The 20997-nt window shown below is 62.9% G+C and carries 20 protein-coding genes; 6 read left to right on the top strand and 14 right to left on the bottom strand.

Annotated elements, in window-relative coordinates; translation table 11 throughout:
* The first annotated feature begins 132 nt into the window (after positions 1 to 132).
* The 5 genes from ACIPZC_RS08260 to ACIPZC_RS08240 all read left to right on the top strand — a co-directional run bounded on the left by ACIPZC_RS08260 (position 133) and on the right by ACIPZC_RS08240 (position 3640).
* Positions 133 to 1626 carry an RNA polymerase factor sigma-54 gene (locus ACIPZC_RS08260; RefSeq protein WP_241804238.1) on the top strand — a complete coding sequence of 498 codons (1494 nt, stop codon included), beginning with the start codon at positions 133 to 135 and terminating at the stop codon, positions 1624 to 1626.
* A 79-nt stretch (positions 1627 to 1705) separates the two neighbouring features.
* The gene (hpf, locus tag ACIPZC_RS08255; protein WP_241804237.1) at positions 1706 to 2014 is read left to right on the top strand and encodes a ribosome hibernation-promoting factor, HPF/YfiA family; all 309 of its coding nucleotides are present in this window, start codon (positions 1706 to 1708) and stop codon (positions 2012 to 2014) included.
* 11 nt (positions 2015 to 2025) lie between these two features.
* Positions 2026 to 2490, top strand: a complete 465-nt coding sequence (ptsN, locus tag ACIPZC_RS08250) for a PTS IIA-like nitrogen regulatory protein PtsN (protein WP_400626130.1) — start codon at positions 2026 to 2028, stop codon at positions 2488 to 2490.
* A gap of 2 nt (positions 2491 to 2492) precedes the next feature.
* The gene (rapZ, locus tag ACIPZC_RS08245) at positions 2493 to 3347 is read left to right on the top strand and encodes an RNase adapter RapZ (RefSeq protein WP_241804236.1); all 855 of its coding nucleotides are present in this window, start codon (positions 2493 to 2495) and stop codon (positions 3345 to 3347) included.
* A 20-nt stretch (positions 3348 to 3367) separates the two neighbouring features.
* Complete coding sequence (locus ACIPZC_RS08240) at positions 3368 to 3640, top strand: HPr family phosphocarrier protein (protein WP_046784446.1); 273 nt, start codon at positions 3368 to 3370, stop codon at positions 3638 to 3640.
* Positions 3641 to 3744: 104 nt separating this feature from the next.
* Here the strand turns inward: ACIPZC_RS08240 and ACIPZC_RS08235 are convergent, their stop codons facing one another.
* The 6 genes from ACIPZC_RS08235 to pmbA all read right to left on the bottom strand — a co-directional run bounded on the left by ACIPZC_RS08235 (position 3745) and on the right by pmbA (position 8997).
* Positions 3745 to 4638 (bottom strand): ZIP family metal transporter, encoded by an 894-nt coding sequence (locus tag ACIPZC_RS08235; protein ID WP_400626127.1) that lies wholly within the window; start codon positions 4636 to 4638, stop codon positions 3745 to 3747.
* 11 nt (positions 4639 to 4649) lie between these two features.
* Positions 4650 to 5261: a superoxide dismutase gene (locus ACIPZC_RS08230; protein ID WP_267818509.1), complete on the bottom strand. Its 612-nt coding sequence runs from the start codon at positions 5259 to 5261 to the stop codon at positions 4650 to 4652.
* A 1-nt stretch (position 5262) separates the two neighbouring features.
* Positions 5263 to 5724, bottom strand: coding sequence for a hypothetical protein (locus ACIPZC_RS08225; RefSeq protein WP_400626125.1), 462 nt, complete (start codon positions 5722 to 5724; stop codon positions 5263 to 5265).
* A 27-nt stretch (positions 5725 to 5751) separates the two neighbouring features.
* Complete coding sequence (locus ACIPZC_RS08220) at positions 5752 to 7128, bottom strand: class II fumarate hydratase (protein WP_400626123.1); 1377 nt, start codon at positions 7126 to 7128, stop codon at positions 5752 to 5754.
* Positions 7121 to 7522: a FagA protein gene (locus ACIPZC_RS08215; protein ID WP_241804231.1), complete on the bottom strand. Its 402-nt coding sequence runs from the start codon at positions 7520 to 7522 to the stop codon at positions 7121 to 7123. The genes ACIPZC_RS08220 and ACIPZC_RS08215 overlap by 8 nt, the downstream gene beginning before the upstream one ends.
* A gap of 128 nt (positions 7523 to 7650) precedes the next feature.
* The gene (gene pmbA, locus ACIPZC_RS08210) at positions 7651 to 8997 is read right to left on the bottom strand and encodes a metalloprotease PmbA (protein ID WP_267818517.1); all 1347 of its coding nucleotides are present in this window, start codon (positions 8995 to 8997) and stop codon (positions 7651 to 7653) included.
* Between the two features lie 156 nt (positions 8998 to 9153).
* Between pmbA and yjgA the strand changes: the two genes are divergently transcribed.
* Positions 9154 to 9675, top strand: coding sequence for a ribosome biogenesis factor YjgA (gene yjgA, locus ACIPZC_RS08205; protein ID WP_012316086.1), 522 nt, complete (start codon positions 9154 to 9156; stop codon positions 9673 to 9675).
* 41 nt (positions 9676 to 9716) lie between these two features.
* Here the strand turns inward: yjgA and tldD are convergent, their stop codons facing one another.
* From tldD to mreB, 8 genes are all read right to left on the bottom strand, one after another.
* Positions 9717 to 11156 (bottom strand): metalloprotease TldD, encoded by a 1440-nt coding sequence (tldD, locus tag ACIPZC_RS08200; protein WP_241804229.1) that lies wholly within the window; start codon positions 11154 to 11156, stop codon positions 9717 to 9719.
* 2 nt (positions 11157 to 11158) lie between these two features.
* Positions 11159 to 12010 (bottom strand): carbon-nitrogen hydrolase family protein, encoded by an 852-nt coding sequence (locus ACIPZC_RS08195; RefSeq protein ID WP_400626120.1) that lies wholly within the window; start codon positions 12008 to 12010, stop codon positions 11159 to 11161.
* A gap of 14 nt (positions 12011 to 12024) precedes the next feature.
* A complete protein-coding gene (locus tag ACIPZC_RS08190) occupies positions 12025 to 15840 on the bottom strand; it encodes a YhdP family protein (RefSeq protein ID WP_400626118.1) in 3816 nt (1271 codons plus the stop codon).
* An 82-nt stretch (positions 15841 to 15922) separates the two neighbouring features.
* The gene (gene rng / locus ACIPZC_RS08185; RefSeq protein ID WP_241804226.1) at positions 15923 to 17380 is read right to left on the bottom strand and encodes a ribonuclease G; all 1458 of its coding nucleotides are present in this window, start codon (positions 17378 to 17380) and stop codon (positions 15923 to 15925) included.
* Between the two features lie 54 nt (positions 17381 to 17434).
* Positions 17435 to 18046 (bottom strand): Maf family protein, encoded by a 612-nt coding sequence (locus ACIPZC_RS08180; RefSeq protein ID WP_400626116.1) that lies wholly within the window; start codon positions 18044 to 18046, stop codon positions 17435 to 17437.
* Between the two features lie 33 nt (positions 18047 to 18079).
* Complete coding sequence (gene mreD, locus ACIPZC_RS08175; protein WP_267818528.1) at positions 18080 to 18568, bottom strand: rod shape-determining protein MreD; 489 nt, start codon at positions 18566 to 18568, stop codon at positions 18080 to 18082.
* On the bottom strand, positions 18568 to 19596 hold the full coding sequence (mreC, locus tag ACIPZC_RS08170) for a rod shape-determining protein MreC (RefSeq protein ID WP_400626114.1): 1029 nt from the start codon (positions 19594 to 19596) through the stop codon (positions 18568 to 18570). Before mreC ends, mreD begins: the two co-directional genes overlap by 1 nt.
* Before the next feature lie 198 nt (positions 19597 to 19794).
* Entirely contained in the window at positions 19795 to 20832 is a 1038-nt protein-coding gene (gene mreB / locus ACIPZC_RS08165; protein WP_003255163.1) for a rod shape-determining protein MreB, read from the bottom strand.
* Between the last annotated feature and the right edge of the window lie 165 nt (positions 20833 to 20997).

The following is a 20997-nucleotide window of genomic DNA, read 5'->3' as shown; positions in this document are numbered from 1 at the left end:
GGCTTAAGTTGTTACAGTGCTCTAGGCAAACGCTACAATTTAAGGCATAAAACTTGCTTGAAATTGGCGCTCCGGCGCCCTCGTGTAGTGGATGGCGCATGCGCGCCGGCGAACAAGGTATTAGCCCCTGCCATGAAACCATCGCTCGTCCTAAAAATGGGCCAGCAACTGACGATGACCCCGCAGTTGCAACAGGCCATCCGCCTACTCCAGCTCTCTACCCTGGACCTTCAGCAGGAAATCCAGGAAGCGCTGGAGTCCAATCCGATGCTCGAACGTCAGGAAGACGGCGAAGACTTCGACAACAGCGACCCGATGGCGGACAACGCCGAGAGCAAACCGGCCGCCGAAGTCCAGGACAACAGCTTTCAGGAAAGCACCGCCAGTGCCGAGAACCTGGAGGACGGTGAGTGGAACGAGCGCATCCCCAATGAGCTTCCGGTCGATACGGCCTGGGAAGACATCTACCAGACCAGCGCGAGCAGCCTGCCGAGCAACGATGACGACGAGTGGGACTTCACCACGCGCACATCCGCCGGCGAAAGCCTGCAAAGCCACCTGCTGTGGCAATTGAACCTGGCACCGATGTCCGATACCGACCGCCTGATCGCCGTCACCCTTATCGACAGCATCAACGGCCAGGGTTACCTGGAAGACACGATCGAAGAGATCTGCGCCGGTTTCGATCCGGAGCTGGACATCGAACTGGACGAAGTCGAAGCGGTACTGCACCGTATCCAGCAGTTCGAGCCAGCAGGTGTCGGCGCACGCAACCTGGGCGAGTGCCTGTTGCTGCAACTGCGCCAACTCCCGGCCAACACACCGTGGATGGCCGAGGCCAAACGCCTGGTCAGCGAGTTCATCGACCTGTTGGGCGGGCGCGACTACAGCCAGCTGATGCGCCGCATGAAGCTCAAGGAAGACGAACTGCGCCAGGTGATCGAGCTGGTTCAGAGCCTCAACCCGCGCCCAGGTTCGCAAATCGAGTCCAGTGAGCCGGAATACGTGGTGCCCGATGTCATCGTCCGCAAGGACAGTGATCGCTGGCTGGTCGAGCTGAACCAGGAAGCGATCCCGCGCCTGCGGGTCAATCCGCAATACGCCGGTTTCGTCCGCCGGGCCGACACCAGCGCCGACAACACCTTCATGCGCAATCAGTTGCAAGAAGCACGCTGGTTCATCAAGAGCCTGCAAAGCCGCAACGAAACGCTGATGAAAGTCGCCACGCAGATCGTCGAGCATCAGCGCGGCTTCCTCGACCACGGTGACGAGGCCATGAAACCGTTGGTGTTGCATGACATTGCCGAAGCCGTGGGCATGCACGAGTCGACCATCTCACGGGTGACTACCCAGAAGTTCATGCACACCCCACGCGGCATCTACGAACTGAAATACTTTTTCTCCAGCCACGTCAGCACCTCCGAAGGCGGAGAATGCTCGTCCACGGCAATCCGCGCGATCATCAAGAAACTGGTTGCGGCGGAAAATCAGAAAAAGCCATTGAGTGACAGCAAGATCGCTGGTTTACTGGAGGCACAAGGCATCCAGGTAGCCCGTCGCACCGTCGCCAAGTACCGCGAGTCCCTCGGCATCGCACCGTCGAGTGAGCGCAAGCGACTGATGTAGCGCCTGAGATATGCCACAGCGTTTGTGGGGCAGGTGCAAGACCTGCCTCTTTATGCACGGGCAACAAAGGAGAAGCTGTATGCAAGTCAATATCAGTGGACAGCATGTAGAAGTCACCCAGCCGCTGCGCGATTACGTGCTTGAAAAGCTCGCCCGCGTGGAAAGCCACTTCGACAAGATCACTAACGTGCAGGTCATCATGAAGGTCGAGAAGCTGCAGCAGAAGGTCGAAGCGACCCTGCAGATTCCTGGCTCGGAAGTGGTTGCCAACGCCGAACACGAAGACATGTATGCAGCGATCGATGCCTTGGCCGACAAGCTCGACCGCCAACTGAAAAAACACAAGGAAAAACAGCAAAGTCTGCTGCAAGGTGCAGCTGCCCGCTGATCCCCTCATCCATGATCCGACTTGAAACCATCCTGACCCCCGACCGTTCCTTGGTGAACGTGTCGGGTGGCAGTAAGAAGCGCGCCTTGGAAAAAGTCGCCAACCTGATTGCCGATCAAATCCCCGAGCTCGAGATGCAAGACGTCTTCGAAAAGCTGATCGCTCGTGAAAAGCTCGGCTCCACAGGCTTCGGCAATGGGATCGCCATACCTCACTGCCGCCTTGCAGGCTGCACTTCGCCCGTCAGCGCACTGCTGCACCTGGATGCTCCGATCGACTATGACGCCATCGATGGCGCGCCTGTCGACCTGCTGTTCGTCCTGCTGGTGCCGGAGGCTGCCACCGACGCCCATCTGGAACTGCTGCGCCAGATCGCCAGCATGCTGGATCGCAAGGAAGTTCGCGAGCGCCTGCGTGCCGCCAACAGCAGCGAGGCCCTGTACCAGGTAGTCCTGGACGCACAGAACGAGCACTGAACATGCGCCTGATCATCGTCAGCGGCCGGTCCGGCTCCGGCAAGAGTACCGCCCTCGATGTGCTGGAAGACAACGGCTTTTACTGTATCGATAACCTCCCTGCCGGCTTGCTGCCGCAGTTGGCGGAAAACGCGTTGATCCATACAGAGTTGCTGCAGCCGAAAGTGGCAGTGTCCATCGATGCCCGCAACCTGCCAAGCCACCTGTCACGCTTCCCCGAATTGCTCGCCGAAGCGCGTGGCCGGCATATCCAGTGCGATGTGCTGTTTCTCGACGCCGACGAGGACACGCTGCTCAAGCGCTTCTCCGAAACGCGCCGGCGCCATCCGCTGACGAATGCGGATCGCTCACTGGCCGAAGCGATCCGCGTCGAAAGCGAATTGCTGGGGCCAATCTCCGATCTTGCCGACCTGAAGATCGACACCACCAGCCTCAACCTTTACCAGCTGCGCGACTCGATCAAGTTGCGCCTGCTCAATCAGCCTGAGCCGGGCACCGCATTCCTGGTCGAATCGTTCGGCTTCAAGCGTGGCATGCCGGTCGATGCAGACCTGGTTTTCGATGTACGCTGCCTGCCGAACCCATACTGGAAGCCCGAACTGCGTGAGCATTCCGGCCTGGATCAGCCGGTTATCGATTACCTTGCAGCGCAGCCGGATGTCGAAGAGATGTTTACCGACATCTCGACTTACCTGCTCAAGTGGCTGCCCCGCTTCGCTGCCAGTAACCGCGCCTATGTCACCATCGCCATTGGCTGCACAGGCGGCCACCACCGCTCGGTGTACCTCACAGAGCGCCTCGGCCAACTGTTGCAACAGTCCCTGAAAAACGTCCAGGTCCGCCACCGCGACCTCTAGCCCACAGGATCAGCACCCCGATGCCCGCCCGCGAAATCACCATCATCAACAAGCTGGGCCTGCATGCCCGGGCGGCCGCCAAGTTCGTCGGCGTGGCCGGGCGCTTCCCCTGCCAGGTGCGGGTGGGCCGCGCACCAGACAAGCTGGTGGACGGCAAGAGCATCATGGCCGTGATGATGTTGGCGGCAGGCAAAGGCACCCAGGTGCACCTGCACACTGAAGGCGAGCAGGACAACGACGCACTGGAAGCGCTGGTAGCCTTGATCAACAACTACTTCGACGAAGGCGAATAAGCCCCTAACTCCAGGCTGGCCTCATCGCTGGCAAGCCGACGCCCTCATCGTGGACTGCCGATTCGGGGGGCCGGCTTACCGGCGACGGGCCAGTTGATGCCAATTCAAGACATCGCCGTGTCCATCACCATCATCAAGCAAAAACCTACGCACAGGCCGAGGCTGGCCAGACGGTGATGCCCATTGCTGCGCGACTCGGGAATGATTTCCTGGGTCACCACCAGCAGCATGGCCCCGGCCGCACAGGCCAGGCCCAGCGGTAACAGCAGTTCGGCGACATTCACCAGCCAGGCACAGACCACCGCTGCCAGTGGTTCTACCAACCCCGACGCCGCACCGATCAGAAACGCCTTGAACCGAGGCATCCCCGCCCCCGCCAGCACCAGCGCAATGACCAATCCTTCGGGAACATCCTGCAAGGCAATGCCCATGGCGAGGCTGTCAGCATCGGTCATGCCGCCCCCGGCCGACACGCCGATGGCCATGCCTTCGGGGATGTTGTGGGCGATGATCGCGATCACGAACAGCCAGATCCGCGCTGCAATCACCGGTTGGTTCCCGGTGCCGACCAAGGCCTCGGGCGAAGCACCGGACACTTTCAGATCGACGACGAACAGGCACATCGCACCGAACAACAGGCCGAAGCTGACCAGGCCACCCGCCCCCCAGGGGCTGAATCCGATGGACTGAGCGGCATCCAGGCCAGGAATGATCAGCGAGAACGCCGTCGCCGCCAGCATCACACCGGCACCGAAACCCAACAAGGTATCGGCCAGGGCCACCGGCATATTCCGAATCACCAGCACCGGTACTGCGCCCAGCGCTGTTCCCAGCGCGCACAATGCGCCGCCCTCGAGGGCACGCAACATGCGCGGATCCAGGTCCAGCCAGGCGATGCCCCGGGCCACCAGCAGGGCCGTGCCAACCAAGAGCAGCACAGTACCCAGTGCCAGCCGGAACAGGCGCACACTACTGACAGACATCACCTCTGAACGCATACCGGTCCGACTCATTGGCTGGCTTCGATATAACGGCGTTCCACTTCGGCCCAGTCAATTACGTTGTAGAAAGCCCCAATGTATTCCGGGCGACGGTTCTGGTACTTCAAGTAGTAGGCATGCTCCCACACATCCAGGCCGAGGATCGGTGTGTTGCCATGCATCAGCGGGCTGTCCTGGTTGCCGCTGCTCTCCACCACGAGTTTCTGTTCACCATTCACGCTGAGCCAGGCCCAGCCGCTGCCGAAGCGGGTCAGCGCGGCTTTGGTGAAGGCCTCCTTGAACGCCTCGAAACCACCCAGCTCAGCCTCGATGGCCTTGGCCACCAAGCCCTGTGGCTGGCCGCCGCCCTTGGGCGACATGACTTTCCAGAACAGCGAATGGTTGGCGTGACCACCGCCATGGTTGGTCACCGCCCCTCGCAGGTTTTCCGGCAGCTGTTTGACCGCAGCAACCAGCTTCTCAACCGGCCAGTCAGCCCACTGGGTACCTTCGACCGCAGCATTGAGGCCGTTGACGTAAGTCTGGTGGTGCTTGGTGTGGTGTATCTCCATGGTCTGGGTATCGATATGCGGTTCCAGCGCATCGTAGGCATAGGGCAAAGCAGGCAAGGTATGAGACATATCAATGGATTCCGTAAGCGGGGGTTGGGGGCGGCAGGTCCGTCTGGGCAGCCAGTCCACTGGCCAAGGGCGCACGGCGATAGAGCAGGCGCTCGGCGCGCGGATACTGCCCGTATTCGGCAATGAAGCTCAGCAATTGGGTGTAGGTGCGCCCGCTGTGGCGCAGCGCGGCATCACGCAGCGCCTGCGGCAGGCGCGCTTCCTGGCTGGCCTGGAGCAGGCGCTGATGAATGGCGCACAGGTAGTCGGCGCTCTCATGCGGCTGGTTCAGGCGCAGGTGCAGGTCGGCCAGGTTGTGGTGGGCAATGACCAAAGCGGCCACTGCTCCGTCGACGTCATGCCAGCGCTCGAACAGCACCTGGGCCAGCGCCAGGGCTTGCAGGTACAGTTCCCGGGCATCGACCAGCTCGCCCTGGTCGAACAGCCGGTTGGCGGCCTCGGTGGTGCGTTTCCAGTGCTGCATGACAGGCCTCCTGGGCGCTGACGCGGGTCAGATGCCCCCAGCGGTGAGTTTTTCCGGGTCCAGCAGCGCTTCGAGCTGATCGCGCGACAGGTCGGTATGCTCCAGCGCCACGTCGATGATCGGCCGGCCCTGCTTGTACGCGGTCTTGGCGATCTCGGCGGCCTTGAGGTAGCCGATGATCGGGTTCAGGGCGGTGACCAGGATCGGGTTGCGTGCCAGGGCTTCCTTGAGCTTGCCCTCATTGACCTTGAAGCTGGCGATGGCCTGGTCGGCCAGCAGGCGGCTGGCGTTGGCCATCAGCTCGATGCTCTCCAGCAGGTTGCGGGCTATCACCGGCAGCATCACGTTGAGCTCGAAGTTGCCCGACTGGCCGGCAACGGCGATGGTCGCGTCGTTGCCGATCACCTGGGCGGCGACCATGGCGGTGGCTTCCGGGATAACCGGGTTGACCTTGCCCGGCATGATCGAGGAGCCAGGCTGCAGGGCTTGGAGTTCGATCTCACCGAGGCCTGCGAGCGGCCCGGAATTCATCCAGCGCAGGTCGTTGGCGATTTTCATCAGTGCCACGGCAGTGGTTTTGAGCTGGCCGGACAGCGCCACGGCGGTGTCCTGGGAGCCGATCAGGGCGAACAAGTTCTGGCCGGGGGTAAACTCGACCTGGGTGAGGCCGCTCAGCTGGCGAGCGAAGCCTGCGGCGAATTGCGGGTGGGCGTTGATCCCGGTGCCCACGGCAGTGCCACCCTGGGCCAGGGCCTGCAGGCTCGGCAGGGTCGCTTCGATATGCGCCTTGGCGCCATTGATCTGGGCCGCCCAGCCATCGAGCACCTGGCTCATGCGCACCGGCATGGCATCCATCAGGTGGGTACGGCCAGTCTTCACGTACTGATGCACTTGCACCGACTTGGCCTCGATCACCTGAACCAGGTGAGCCAGGGCGGGCAGCAACTGCTCATGCAGCGCCAGTGCGGCGCTGACGTGAATGGTGGTCGGGATGATGTCGTTGCTGCTCTGGCCGCAGTTGACATGGTCGTTGGCATTGACCGGCTCACCGAGCAGGCGGCTGGCCAGCGTGGCGATCACCTCGTTGGCATTCATGTTCGAGCTGGTGCCAGAGCCGGTCTGGTACACGTCCACCGGGAAGTGCTGGATGAAGTCTTCGGCGAGCAGTTGCTCGACCGCCTTGACGATGGCTTGGCCCTGGGCGGCAGAAATCTGCTCCAGCTCGATGTTGGCCTTGGCGGCAGCCGCCTTGGCCAACAGCAGGGCACGAATGAACTGGGCCGGCATACGCTGGCCGCTGATCGGGAAGTTGTCGACCGCGCGCTGGGTCTGGGCGCCATACAGGGCCAGGGCCGGCACCTGCAATTCACCCATGCTGTCACGCTCGATACGGGTATCACTCATCATCAAATCCTTGCATCAGTTCATCGGGGGAAATGGACGGCAGCAACCGGCAGTTGGCCAGTTGCAGGGCGTAGGGTTGCCAGCGCTGGTTCTGTTCGCGGCGGTCGAGCTTGCGCAGCTCAAGCAGGGGGCGCCAGGCCTGATCCAGGCACTGGCAACGCCAATGCCATGGCAGCATGCGATCGCAGGCGGTATCCAGCAGCAGGCGGAACGAGGTCAGCGCCACGGTCCATGGCGAGGTGTCCGTGCAGCACGCCAGGTAGCGGCCTTCGGCCAGATAGTGCTCGATCAGGCGCGGCTCGTCGGGCTCGAGCGCGCAGCGGATGCGCCGGCTGAGCCAGCGCCAGTTTTCCAGGTAAGGCAGTTCGCGCAGGACGGGTTTCATGAACATCATCACCGGAGCTTTTGGGTAATGATATTCATTATTAAATGATAAATGTAATCACTTCAAGCGCGGATTGAGCAAATAAAAAACCCGGCACAGGGCCGGGTTTCGAGGTTTTCGCTCAACGCTTCAGGGTTTCAGCTACCTGCAACGGTCATCCGCTCGATCAACACCGAGCCCGTGTGGATATTGCTGCGGGTTTCAAGATCACTGCCAATGGCAACAATCTGCTGGAACATGTCCTTCATGTTGCCGGCAATCGTCACTTCCTGCACCGCATGCTGAATCTCGCCATTCTCGACCCAGAAGCCTGCAGCACCACGCGAGTAGTCGCCTGTGACCATGTTCAGGCCATGGCCCATCAGCTCGGTCACCAGCAAACCGCGCCCCATGCGGCGGATCAGGGCCGCCTGATCTTCGATGCCATGGGTGACGTACAGGTTGTGCACACCACCGGAGTTGGCCGTACTTGGCAAGCCGAGCTTGCGACCGGAATAGGTACCCAGCAGGTAAGACACCAGCTCCCCTTTGTCGACGAACGGCTTGGCATAGGTCGCCAGGCCATCACCGTCGAACGCCGCGCTGCCAAGGGCACGCGGAATATGCGGGCGCTCATCCAGCGTCAGCCAGCTGGGGAACAGCCGCTGGCCAAGGGCACCATCGAGGAACGACGACTTGCGGTACAGGTTGCCACCCGAGATGGCCGACAGGAAGCTGCCGAACAGGCCACCGGCCAGCTCGGCGGAGAACAGCACCGGCACTTCGCATGTCTTGACCGGACGCGCCCCGAGCCGGCTGGCTGCGCGCTGTGCAGCGCGCTGGCCAATGCTGCGCGGGTCGGCCAACAGGTGGCCCTGGCGGTTGACGTCGTACCAGTAATCACGCTGCATCTGGCCTTCACCTTCAGCGATCATCACGCAGCTCAGGCTGTGCCGGGTCGAGGCGTAGCCGCCGATGAAGCCATGGCTGTTGCCATAGACACGGCAGCCCTGGTGGGTATTGAGGGTGGTGCCATCGGCGTTGAGAATGCGCGGGTCAGCGTCGAATGCCGCCGCCTCGCAGGCCAGGGCCATCTCGATGGCTTTCTCGGGCTCCAGATCCCAGTCATGGTAAAGGTCCAGGTCCGGAATCTCGCGCGCCATCAGTGCCGCATCAGCCAGCCCCGAGCAATCGTCTTCGGAGGTGTGCCTGGCAATGGCCAGGGCGGCGGCAACGGTTTCGCGAATGGCCTCAGGGCCACTGGCCGAGGTACTGGCCGAGCCCTTGCGCTGGCCGACATAGAGGGTGATGCCAAAGCCCTGGTCGCGGTTGAACTCTACCGTCTCGACCTCACGCTGACGCACCGTGGTGGACAAGCCCTGCTCCAGCGACACCGCCACTTCGCAGGCGCTGGCACCCTGCCGGCGCGCCTCGGCGATGATCGCTTCGACCTGCTCCTGCAATGCTGGCAGGTCCTTGGGGCCTACGCTCTGGACTGCACTCATGGTTTTCTCCACTCAAATTCTGCATTCGGCGAGGGTCATTCTACGACCGGGCCGGACAAGCGGCCCCCGGGTGGTTATCATGGCGGCAATTTCTATGCCTTCTACGAAAAGTGCCTGCGCGGCGACTTTTCATACAACTCAAGCGGACTGCGCACCATGGTTGATTCATACGACGACGCCTTCGACGGCGAAAAAAGCAAAACCCAGATCAAGCGCGAGTTGCATGCGCTGGTCGAACTCGGCGAACGCCTGACTACGGTCAAGGCCGATACCCTGGCGCGCCTGCCGTTGACCGATGAGCTGCGCAAAGCCTTGGCCGAAGCCTGCAAGCACACCGCCCATGGCGCACGCAAACGGCATATGTCGTTCGTCGGCAAACTGATGCGCGACCAGGACCTGGACGCCATCCACGCGGTGCTCGAGCAGATCGACAGCTCCAGCCGCCAGTACAACGAACGCTTCCACAACCTGGAGCGCTGGCGGGACCGCCTGATCGACGGTAATGACGAGGACCTTGAACGCTTCGTCAACGAATACCCCGACACCGACCGTCAGCAGCTGCGTTCGCTTATCCGTCATGCCCAGCACGAGAAGGCGCGGAACAAGCCGCCTGCCGCTGCGCGCAAGGTCTTCAAATACATCCGCGACCTCGACGAACTGCAGCGCGGCCTGCGCTGATCCCCGCCACCTGGGGCTGCCCTGCAGCCCCGGGGCATGCATCACGCGCCGGTACCACCGACGGTGATCGCGTCCAGCTTCAAGGTTGGCTGGCCTACCCCTACCGGCACCGATTGCCCATCCTTGCCGCACGTCCCCACGCCGCTGTCCAACGCAAGATCGTTACCGACCATCGACACTCGGCTCATGGCCTCGGGCCCGTTGCCGATCAGTGTCGCGCCTTTGACCGGTGCGGTGATCTTGCCGTCTTCGATCAGATAGGCTTCGCTGGTCGAGAACACGAACTTGCCGCTGGTGATGTCCACCTGGCCACCGCCCAGGTTGGCGCAATAGATCCCTTTCTTCACCGAAGCGATGATTTCCTGCGGGTCGCTTTCGCCGGCACGCATGTAGGTGTTGGTCATCCGCGGCATCGGCAGGTGGGCATAGGATTCGCGGCGGCCGTTACCGGTCACGGCCATCCCCATCAGGCGTGCATTGAGTTTGTCTTGCATGTAGCCTTTGAGCACGCCGTTCTCGATCAGCGTCGTGCATTCGGTCGGCGTGCCCTCGTCGTCGACGCTCAGCGAGCCGCGACGGCCCTCGAGGGTGCCATCGTCCACGATAGTGCACAGGCTCGAAGCCACCTTCTCGCCGATCCGGCCACTGAACGCCGAGCTGCCCTTACGGTTGAAATCGCCTTCCAGGCCGTGGCCGACCGCTTCATGCAACAGCACACCCGACCAGCCGGAACCCAACACCACCGGCAAGGTGCCCGCTGGCGCAGGAATGGCCTCCAGGTTCACCAAGGCCTGGCGCAGCGCCTCACGGGCATAACCCATGACCCGTTCCTCGGTGAAGAAGCGGTAGTCGGTACGCCCGCCGCCGCCCTGCCCGCCCCGTTCACGCCGACCATTGTGCTCGACGATGACACTGACGTTGAAGCGCACCAGCGGCCGCACGTCAGCGGCCAGGCTGCCGTCGGCCGCAGCGATCAGAATGCGCTCCCACACCCCGGCCATGCTCACGCTGACCTGCTGGATACGCGGGTCGAGCGCCCGCGTGGCGGCATCGACACGTTTGAGCAGCTCGACCTTTTCAGCACGGCTAAGCACGTCCAGCGGGTTATCCGGGGCATACAGGGCCGTCACGTCCTGGCTGCGGAACGCCTGAACGGTGCCGTTCTGCCCGGCGCGGGAAATCGACCGCGCCGCCCGGGCTGCCGAAGTCAGAGCCTCGAGGTTGATCGCGTTGCTGTAGGCGAAACCGGTTTTCTCACCCGACTGGGCACGCACGCCCACGCCTTGGTCAAGGTTGAAGCTGCCCTCTTTGACAATGCCGTCCTCCAGCGCCCAGGTTTCCGAGATCTGGCCCTGGAAGTACAGGTCGGCGGCGTCGATGCCCGGCCCGGCCAACTCGCCCAGTACAGCCTGCAGGCTGTCCAGGGTCAATCCGCCTGGGGCCAGGAGCTGCTCGCTGACGGTGGATAACATCTGGCTCATAGTCACTCCGAGGTGTGCGCAGGCCGCAAGGCGTCCTGCGAAAAAAAGCGCCGGTGCAAAGCGACCGGCATACGCGCCCGAATGGACGCTTGTTCATCACTGTCGCGCTCGGCAAGCAATACCGCTTCGCCTTGCGCCTGTTCGGCGACGATCCGCCCCCAGGGGTCGACGATCGCCGCGTGCCCATGGGTCTCCCGTGGGCCTGGATGGGTACCGCCCTGGGCTGCGGCCAGCACATAGCACTGTGTTTCGATGGCCCGGGCACGAATCAGCACTTCCCAGTGCGCCGCGCCTGTGACCGCCGTGAACGCCGCAGGTGCCGTAATCAGTTGCGCGCCGGCACTGCGCAGCGCGCTGTACAGTTCCGGAAAACGAAGGTCGTAGCAGACGCTCAAGCCCAGGCGCCCTACCGGCGTGTCGGCCACCACCACGTGCGCGCCATGGGCGTAGTCGTCGGACTCACGGTAACGGCCACGGGTATCGGCCACGTCCACGTCGAACAGGTGCAGCTTGTCGTAGCGCGCCACCACCTCGCCGTGCTCGTCGACCAGAAGCGAGCAGGCATGCGCCTTGGCATCAGGCTGATCGGCAGGTGGCAGCGGCAAGGTGCCGGCAACAATCCATAATCTGAGGTCGCGGGCGGTGCGTTTCAACCAGGGCAGTATCGGCCCCTCACCCAAAGCCTCGGCCCGGCCGATCGCAGCGGCATCCCTGCGCCCCATGGCGGCAAAATTTTCCGGCAGCACCGCCAGCCTCGCGCCGCCGAATGCCGCCTGTTCCAGCAAGGCACCCGCACGCTGCAAGTTGGCCAACACATCGTCCTGGCTGACCATCTGGATGACCGCTACTTTCATCGGCACTCCTGGCACTACTTGTTGAACGGTTTCACAAAGGTGATTCTAGGCTCTTTCCACGGCCCTTCGATGCGATAGTGCACGCTGGCGAAGCGCGATACGCGATCACCGATCAGCCGGTCGACCAGGAACAGCGCCCCACCGACCGCCGGTGCGCCTACGATCAGCGCGGCCAGGGGCAGGTTGTTGGTCACTGGCAGGGAGACCTGAAGGTTGGCGTCCACCCGGTCGCGAACGAGGTCCAGCGTACCGTCGAGCTCGAAGTTGCTCGAAGGCCCGGTCACGCTGATCGGCTCGCGGGTCACGTAGACGCCGTCACTGGCTACCAGCAAGCCTTTTACCCGATCATAGGCCAGGCCCTTGTCGAACAGGTCCGAGAAGTCCAGGCGCAGACGCCGGCCGATGGAGTTGAAGTTGAGCAGGCCAAACACCCGCAAGGCTTGAGCGCCGCCCTCCACTTCCACGAACTGCCCTGTGCGCAATGCCGCATCCATGCTGCCCGAGAAGCGCTTGAGGCCAACCCAGGCTGGCGAGCCGGGCCAGCGGCCATCCACATCCAGACGAAAGTCGCGACTGGTCACGGTAGGCGCGAAGCCCCAGGCCTTGAGCACGTCGGCCAGGTTCTTGCCATCCAGGCGGCCCTTGTACCAGCTGCTGGTGGCACCGCTGTCACCTTCCCAGCCGCCGCGGCCGTCGATGTGCAGGCCTTTGAAGACCAGGTCGATATCCTGAGCGGATACGCCTCGGGCGGTCGGGCGCAGCTTCAACGCCAGGTTGCCATACAGGTCATCGCCGCGGTACAGCTTGTCGATGGTCAGGTCCAGTGCCGGTACCTTGCGTGGATCGAACGAGGCCAGCGGGTCAGGGCCTTCCTCGGCCTGTGCTTGGACCGGGTCCGCTGCTGGCAGGCGCAAGGTCTGCAGGCGCACGGTCATCGGTGCGCCCTTGGCATCGGGTAACCGTGCATTGCCGATGACTTCCTTGCTATCCAGGCGCAGATCCCACGCAGGGCCACCCCTGGCCAGACGCACGACAGCCTGGTTCAGCTCCATGCCCAGGGCCTTCAACTGGCCGATGCTCAGGTCTACGCTCTGAAGCGTCTGGCGGGCACTGGCGCCTGGGTCGTCGCCACTGATCTGCGTCATCTTGGCCTGCCAGGGCGCCAGGTCCAGGCTCTCGAGGCGCCCCCGTACGCGCAGGCCCTGCTCAGCTGGTACCTGCGCCTGCCCTGCCCCCAGCAGCAGCTCGCCGCGGCCTTGCCCAAGGTTGTCGCTGGGCGCTGCATAGGCAAAGCGGGCAAGGTCGGCATAGGCCGCATCCAGGCGCCGCTCCGGCCCTTGCAGGCTCATGCTGAATCGGCTATCACGCGTCTCTGCTGCGGCCTTGCCGAACGGTGCCGGCAAATCGATCACCAGGCCTTTGAGCGACGAATTCACGCTCAGGCTGTTGTCGCGGCTGCCAAGGTTGAGTTGCAACTGGTAGGGCAGCTCACCAGACGCCGGCAAGGGCTGCTTGAACTGCAGCCAGTCGGTCAAGGCCGCAAGCGCCACCTGGCCATTCGCGCTGATACGCGTCTGCATCTGCTCAGGCTGGCCCTCGGCGGTGATCTGCGCGGTCACCGGTTTGCCAAAAGCCTGCAGGGCGATGTTCTTCCCACTCAGGCCCTTGTCGAGGTCGAAACTGAAGTCGCCCTTGAGTCGGCTCAGCTCCAGGGTCGGCGGCGCAACCTTCAGGCGTGCATCGGCGGTGGCAAAGTCGACCTGTACTTTCGGGCGTTGCCCGTGGGCCAAGGGGATGTCAAGCTTGAGCTTGCCCTTGAGCGGCCCCTCGCCCTCCCATCCTGCGAACATTTCGCCGGTGCCGATAGGCGCCTCTTTGAGAATCCTCAAACCATCGCCGAGGCTACCGTCGAACTTGCCATCAAGGTACAGGTGGCTTTGCTCGTCGCCCTCGACATGGGGAATGTTGACACTGACGTCGCTTACCTGTGTGTCGAGCAACAGGCCTTTATTGGCCTTGATACGCACGCCACTGTCCTCGATCAGCACATCGCCAGCGACGTTCTGCACCTGTGGCCAGCCAGGCTGGAAGTCCAGCGCAGCGTCGTGCACCTTGAAGAACAAGCTGATGCTGCGCGATTCGGGGCTGGCACCGTGGTTCAGCGAACCTTGGTACTGGAAGTAGCCTTCATCGACGTTGCCCTTGACGATGGCACTGCGCAGCCATTCATCGAGCGCCGGGCTGAGCACCTCAGGCAGGTATTTGGCAGTGTAGCGGCCATCGCCTTCGGTCAGGCCGACGCGCAGGTCCATATAGCTCTCGCTGCCTTCTTCAAACAGCAGGCGAATCAGGAAATCCCCGGCGATCTTGCCCTCCTCACCCAGCACTTTCAGGTAGGGCGCAGCCAGGGTGAATCCTGCTTTGTCGAGGGTGTAGGTCAGGCGGGCGTTGGCTTTCTGATAATGCCAAGGTTTGGCGAAGATCGGATAAAGATGCAACATGAAGGCGTCGGTATCCAGGCGTAGTTCGCCATGGCCAAGGTCTCCACTGATGCTCCCGCTGACGTTACCGGCAGCCGGTGCGCCGTGGTAGGCGTCAAAGCCCACTTTTTCCAGATTGGCAGCGAACTGAAGCCGTTGATCACCCTCGGCCTTGGGCCGCACGTCCAGGCGCAGATTGCGCACGGCACCGGTCACTTTAAGCCCATCGACCACCGTCATGAGCTTTTCCGGCAGCGGCGCCAGTGCATCTATCAAAGGCGTCAGCGGCGTAAGATCAAGACGGTCCGCCTGCACCTGCCAGGTTTCTCCGGCAGGCTCCTCGCCTGCCCGCTGACGCAGCTGCAGCTTCGACTCCCAGCGGGTCTTGCCGAGGTCGGCTGCCAGTGAATCGACCACCACATCGAAACCCTGCGCGTTGCGCTGGAACCAGGCCGACACCGCCAGGTTATCCAGTGTCACCGCCTGGCGCTCGGCATAGCCACCGCGCAACTGAGGCGCATTGAGCCGGACCACTGCCTGCTGCAACCGGCCCTCACCCCAGTCAACCCAGAACTCACCACCGGCGCGCAAGGCTTGGGCCTGCCACTGGCCGAGCAGGCGTGGCGGCAGCCAACGCGCCCAGTCGCTCTGCGGCAGGCTCAGGTAAGCCTCTGCCTTACCGTCGCGCCAGGCCTTGGCATTCACCCGGCTGCGAAGGTTCAGTGCCAACGGCTGGCCGTCAGGCAGGGTCGCACGCAGGTCCAGCGCCTGACGTGAAGCGCCGGCCTGCAGGCCAAGGCTGACATAGGTAAGCGTCAACGGGTCACGCTGCCAGGGCTGCAGGGTGACTTGACTGTCGAATGCATCAATACGGCCCAACTGCTGCAAACGCTGCAACACCTCGGCCGGGTCCAGCGGCGCATCATCCTTTTTCGGTAAGCCTTCAAGCGCCCAAACGCCCTGCTCGTTCTCACGCAGGATCAGTTGCAGGCCCGCCAGCTGAACACGCGCCAGGCGTACTTCGCGTGCAGTGAGGCTGGCCCACAGGTCGGGCACCAGCTTGACGTCATCCAGGCGCAACGCCGAAGCCCCCTCGCCCAACTGCAGGTCGCGCACTTGCAGCACCGGCGCCAGGCCACTCCAGCGCCCTTCCAGGCTGCCCACATGCACCGGCATTCCCAACGCCTGCTCGGCCTTGCTTTCGAGGTCGGCGCGGTATTCGGCCACCAGTGGCACCAGGTACCGGCCGAGGCTGACGTAGAGCGCCACCAACACCGCCAGCAGGGCGCAGATGCCCAGCCCCCAACGGGTCAAGGCGACAAGAACGCGGGTCAGACGTCCCATGGCCATGGCCCTCCAGGTCGTTTATCCATGATGGCTCGAAGCAGCGGTTTTGCCAGCCCGGGCACCCTGGACTGGGTATCAGAAAGCCTCAGAGCAGCACCACATCGTATTGTTCCTGCGAGTACATCGACTCGACCTGGAAGCGAATGGTTCGACCGATGAAGGTTTCCAGCTCGGCCACGTTGCCGGATTCTTCATCGAGCAGGCGGTCGACCACCTTCTGGTTGGCCAATACCCGATAGCCTTCTGCCTGATAGGCGCGGGCTTCACGAAGAATCTCGCGGAAAATTTCGTAACAGATAGTTTCCGGGGTTTTCAGCTTGCCACGCCCCTGGCAGGCGGAGCAGGGTTCGCACAGCACCTGCTCCAGGCTCTCGCGCGTGCGCTTGCGGGTCATCTGTACCAGGCCCAGCTCGGTGATGCCGATGATGTTGGTCTTGGCATGATCACGTTCGAGCTGCTTTTCCAGGGTACGCAGCACCTGGCGTTGATGGTCCTCATCCTCCATGTCGATGAAGTCGATGATGATGATCCCGCCAATGTTGCGCAGGCGCAGTTGCCGGGCGATTGCCGTGGCCGCTTCCAGGTTGGTCTTGAAGATGGTTTCTTCAAGGTTGCGGTGGCCGACGAAGGCGCCGGTGTTCACATCGATGGTAGTCATTGCCTCGGCCGGGTCGACCACAAGATAGCCGCCGGACTTGAGCGGCACCTTGCGATCGAGTGCGCGCTGGATTTCGTCCTCTACGCCATACAGGTCGAAAATCGGCCGCTCGCCCGGGTAGTGCTCCAGGCGGTCGGCGATCTCCGGCATCAGTTCGGCAACGAACTGCGTGGTCTTCTGGAAGGTTTCCCGGGAGTCGATGCGGATCTTCTCGATCTTCGGGTTGACCAGGTCGCGCAGTGTGCGCAAGGCCAGGCCAAGATCCTCGTAGATGACCGTCGGGGCACCGCAGGTCTGGATCTGGCTGCCAATCTGCTCCCACAGGCGGCGCAGGTAGCGGATGTCCTGCAGGATCTCTTCGGCCCGCGCGCCCTCGGCGGCCGTGCGCAGGATGAAACCGCCGGCATTCTTGATGTCTTCGCTGTCCATGCAGTCACTGACCACCTGCTTGAGGCGATCACGTTCGGCTTCGTCCTCGATCTTCAGCGAAATGCCGACATGGCTGCTACGCGGCATGTACACCAGGTAACGCGACGGTATCGACAGCTGAGTGGTCAGCCGTGCGCCTTTGCTGCCGATGGGGTCTTTGGTCACCTGCACCACCAGGGCCTGGCCCTCGTGTACCAGTGCGGTGATGGTCTCCACGGCAGAACCTTCGCGCTGGGAAATCTCCGAGGCATGAATGAACGCGGCGCGCTCCAGGCCGATATCGACGAACGCGGCCTGCATGCCGGGCAGCACCCGCACGACTTTGCCCTTGTAGATATTACCGACGATGCCGCGACGCTGGGTGCGCTCGACGTGCACTTCCTGCAGCACCCCGTTTTCCACCACCGCCACACGCGACTCCATCGGGGTGATGTTGATCAGGATCTCTTCACTCATGGCAGGCTCTCGTCAAAGGTCTTCGGTAATCATGGATCGCGGGCGCCGGGCTGGCTACTGCTGCTTTGTTACCTCTGGAGAAAGCGCCGGCACCTGCCAGCAGGCGATACCGAATTGGGCGAGCAGTTCGGCCGTCTCGCTCAGGGGCAGGCCGACCACCGCCGAATAGCTGCCCTGAAGGCCGGTCACGAATACCGCCCCCAAGCCCTGGATGGCATAACCGCCTGCTTTATCCACCGGTTCGCCACTGGCCCAATAGCGCTGTGCTTCTTCCGGGTCGATGGCACGGAAACGCACAGTGCTGGTGACACAGACGCTCAGGCAGCACTGGCCATCGCTCAGTGCCACTGCCGTCAACACCTGATGTTCGCGCCCTGCCAGGTCCGCCAGCATGGCCAAGGCATCTTCACGGTTTTCCGGCTTGCCGAGAATTCGCCCATCGAGCACCACCGCAGTGTCTGCACCGAGGACTACGGCCGGGCCGGCGAGACTGGCAAGGCCAGCCTCAGCCTTGCTCCTGGCCAGGCGTTCGACATAAGCCACAGCGCTTTCATCTGGCAGCGCGCTTTCATCGATGGGGGCGCTGATAACGGTGAACGGCACACCGATCTGGGCCAGCAGTTCACGACGACGGGGCGAGCCTGAGGCCAGGTAAAGTGGTTTCATGCAGACATCTCCCTGTCGGTGACGGCGGTGCCGTCAGTTGATATGCAAACGCCGGCGCAGATCACGCAGGGCGAAGCTGATCCACGGCCAGAGCAAGGCACTGATGACTGCCGACCAGACCAGCGCAAGCGTGGGCAGCCGGTTGCCGGTGAGCGCGCTGAGCCACAACTGGACCAGTTGGGCGATACCGAAGATCACCAGGATTACCAGGCTCTGCTGCCACATCGGGAACATGCGCAGACGCTGCTGCAGCGACAGCACCAGGAAGGTGATCAGGGTCAGGACCAGGGCGTTCTGCCCGAGCAACGTGCCATACAGCACATCCTCGGCCAGGCCCAGTACGAACGCAGTGGTCATGCCAACCTTGTTCGGGACCATGAGCGTCCAGAACGATACCAGCATCGCCAGCCACATTGGCCGGAACATCTCGAGAAACGGCGGCATGGGCGAGACGCTGAGTAGCAGGCCAATGGCGAAGGTCAGCCAGATGACCCACCCGTGGTTACGGCGCGTTTTGGCCATCATTGCCTCCGAGGCTGGGCAGGTGCCGCAGGCGCTGCGGCAGGGCTGGCGGGGGCTGCACCCGGTGCTGCGGCGGCCGGGGCCGGTACTGCACCGGCTGGGGCGGCGGGCGCGGCCGGGGCAGGCGCTGCCGTTGCAGGCGTGCCGGGGGTGGCCTGTTCGCCATTGGCACCAGGCTCTACGGGGGCGGCTGCGCCCTTGCGGTCTGCCTCTTCCTGGGCCAGCGCCGCATCGGTGGCGCGCTGCTCCGGCGAACGCCGGTCGCTGAACACCAGCAGCATGTAGCGGCTGCGGTTGAGCGCGGCGGTAGGAATGGCACGAACGATTGCGAACGGCTGGCCGGAGTCATGGATCACTTCGTTGACCGTGGCCACCGGGTAGCCGGCCGGGAAGCGCTGGCCCATGCCGGAGCTCACCAGCAAGTCGCCTTCCTTGATGTCGGCCGTGTCGGCGACATGGCGCAGCTCCAGGCGCTCAGGGTTGCCTGTACCGCTGGCAATCGCGCGCAGGCCGTTACGATTGACCTGTACCGGGATGCTATGGGTGGTATCGGTCAGCAGCAGCACCCGTGAGGTGTAGGGCATCAGCTCGACCACCTGGCCCATCAGGCCGCGGGCGTCGAGTACCGGCTGGCCAAGGAACACCCCATCGCGCTCGCCTTTGTTGATCAGGATACGGTGGGTGAACGGGTTGGGGTCGACGCCGATCAGCTCGGCCACCTCGACCTTCTCATTGACCAGTGCGGAGGAGTTGAGCAACTCGCGCAGGCGCACGTTCTGCTCGGTCAGGGCCGCCAGCTTCTGCAAGCGCCCCTGCAACAGCAGGGCTTCGGTCTTGAGCTTCTCGTTTTCCGCGATCAGTTCGTTACGGCTGCCGAACTGGCCCGCCACACCTTGCCACATCCGCTGAGGCAAGTCGGTGATCCAGTACGATTCCATCAGAACCAGGCCCATCTGACTACGCACGGGCTTGAGCAGGTCAAAGCGTGCATCGACCACCATCAGCGCGACCGAAAGCACCACTAACACGAGCAGGCGAACGCCCAGCGAAGGGCCCTTGGAGAAAAGCGGTTTAATGGGCCGTTCCTCGTGGACGACTCAGGAGGTCATTGGACATGGGACAACGCACCAGCCTGGTTGCGGGTTGACAGAAGCGGCGCCGCAACGGACGCCAGCCCAACGCATACAGGTAGCACTGCGCGCGCCACCTGTAAACCGGGCGCTCGATCACTCGCTGGAGAGCAGGTCCATCGCGTGCTTGTCCATCATCTCCAGGGCGCGACCGCCGCCACGGGCCACGCAGGTCAGCGGGTCCTCGGCAACGATCACCGGCAAGCCGGTTTCCTGGGCCAGCAGCTTGTCGAGGTCACGCAGCAGCGCGCCACCACCGGTCAGCACCAGGCCACGCTCGGCGATGTCAGAGGCCAGCTCCGGCGGAGACTGCTCCAGGGCGCTCTTGACGGCCTGAACGATGGTCGCCAGCGACTCCTGCAGGGCTTCGAGCACTTCATTGGAGTTCAGGGTGAAGGCACGTGGCACGCCTTCGGCCAGGTTGCGGCCGCGCACGTCGACTTCACGCACTTCGCCGCCCGGGTAGGCGGTACCGATTTCCTGCTTGATGCGTTCGGCAGTGGATTCGCCGATCAGGCTGCCGTAGTTGCGGCGCACATAGGTGACGATGGCCTCGTCGAAGCGGTCGCCGCCAACGCGGACAGACTCGGCGTAGACCACGCCATTGAGCGAAATCAGGGCGATTTCAGTGGTACCACCACCGATATCGACGACCATCGAACCACGGGCTTCTTCGACCGGCAGGCCGGCACCGATGGCCGCGGCCATGGGTTCTTCGATCAGAAACACTTCACGGGCACCGGCACCCAGCGCCGACTCGCGAATGGCGCGGCGCTCTACCTGGGTCGACTTGCACGGCACGCAGATCAGCACACGAGGGCTTGGTTGCAGGAAGCTGTTCTCGTGAACCTTGTTGATGAAGTACTGCAACATTTTTTCACAAACGCTGAAGTCGGCAATGACGCCGTCCTTCATCGGACGAATGGCAGCAATGTTGCCAGGCGTACGGCCCAGCATGCGCTTGGCTTCGGTACCGACGGCGACGACGCTTTTCTGGTTGCCGTGGGTACGGATGGCAACTACCGAGGGCTCATTCAGGACGATACCGCGCTCACGCACGTAGATAAGGGTGTTGGCAGTACCCAGGTCGATGGAGAGATCGCTGGAAAACATGCCACGCAGTTTCTTGAACATGGGAAAGGGACCCTGGGGAAAGCGTGGGTAAAAAAGTGCGGCAAACTCTAACAATGGCAGGGATTTTGGGCAAGGAGCCAATATGTTAAATTGGTCGTTTTTCCGAGCACGCCAGCAGATGATCGCGGCCGTATGACCGCCAGAATGCCGACATGTTCCTCATCA

This window comes from Pseudomonas sp. NPDC089743, from assembly GCF_044748785.1.
Lineage (GTDB): Bacteria > Pseudomonadota > Gammaproteobacteria > Pseudomonadales > Pseudomonadaceae > Aquipseudomonas > Aquipseudomonas putida_X.
This window is presented reverse-complemented; position numbering and strand designations above follow the sequence as displayed.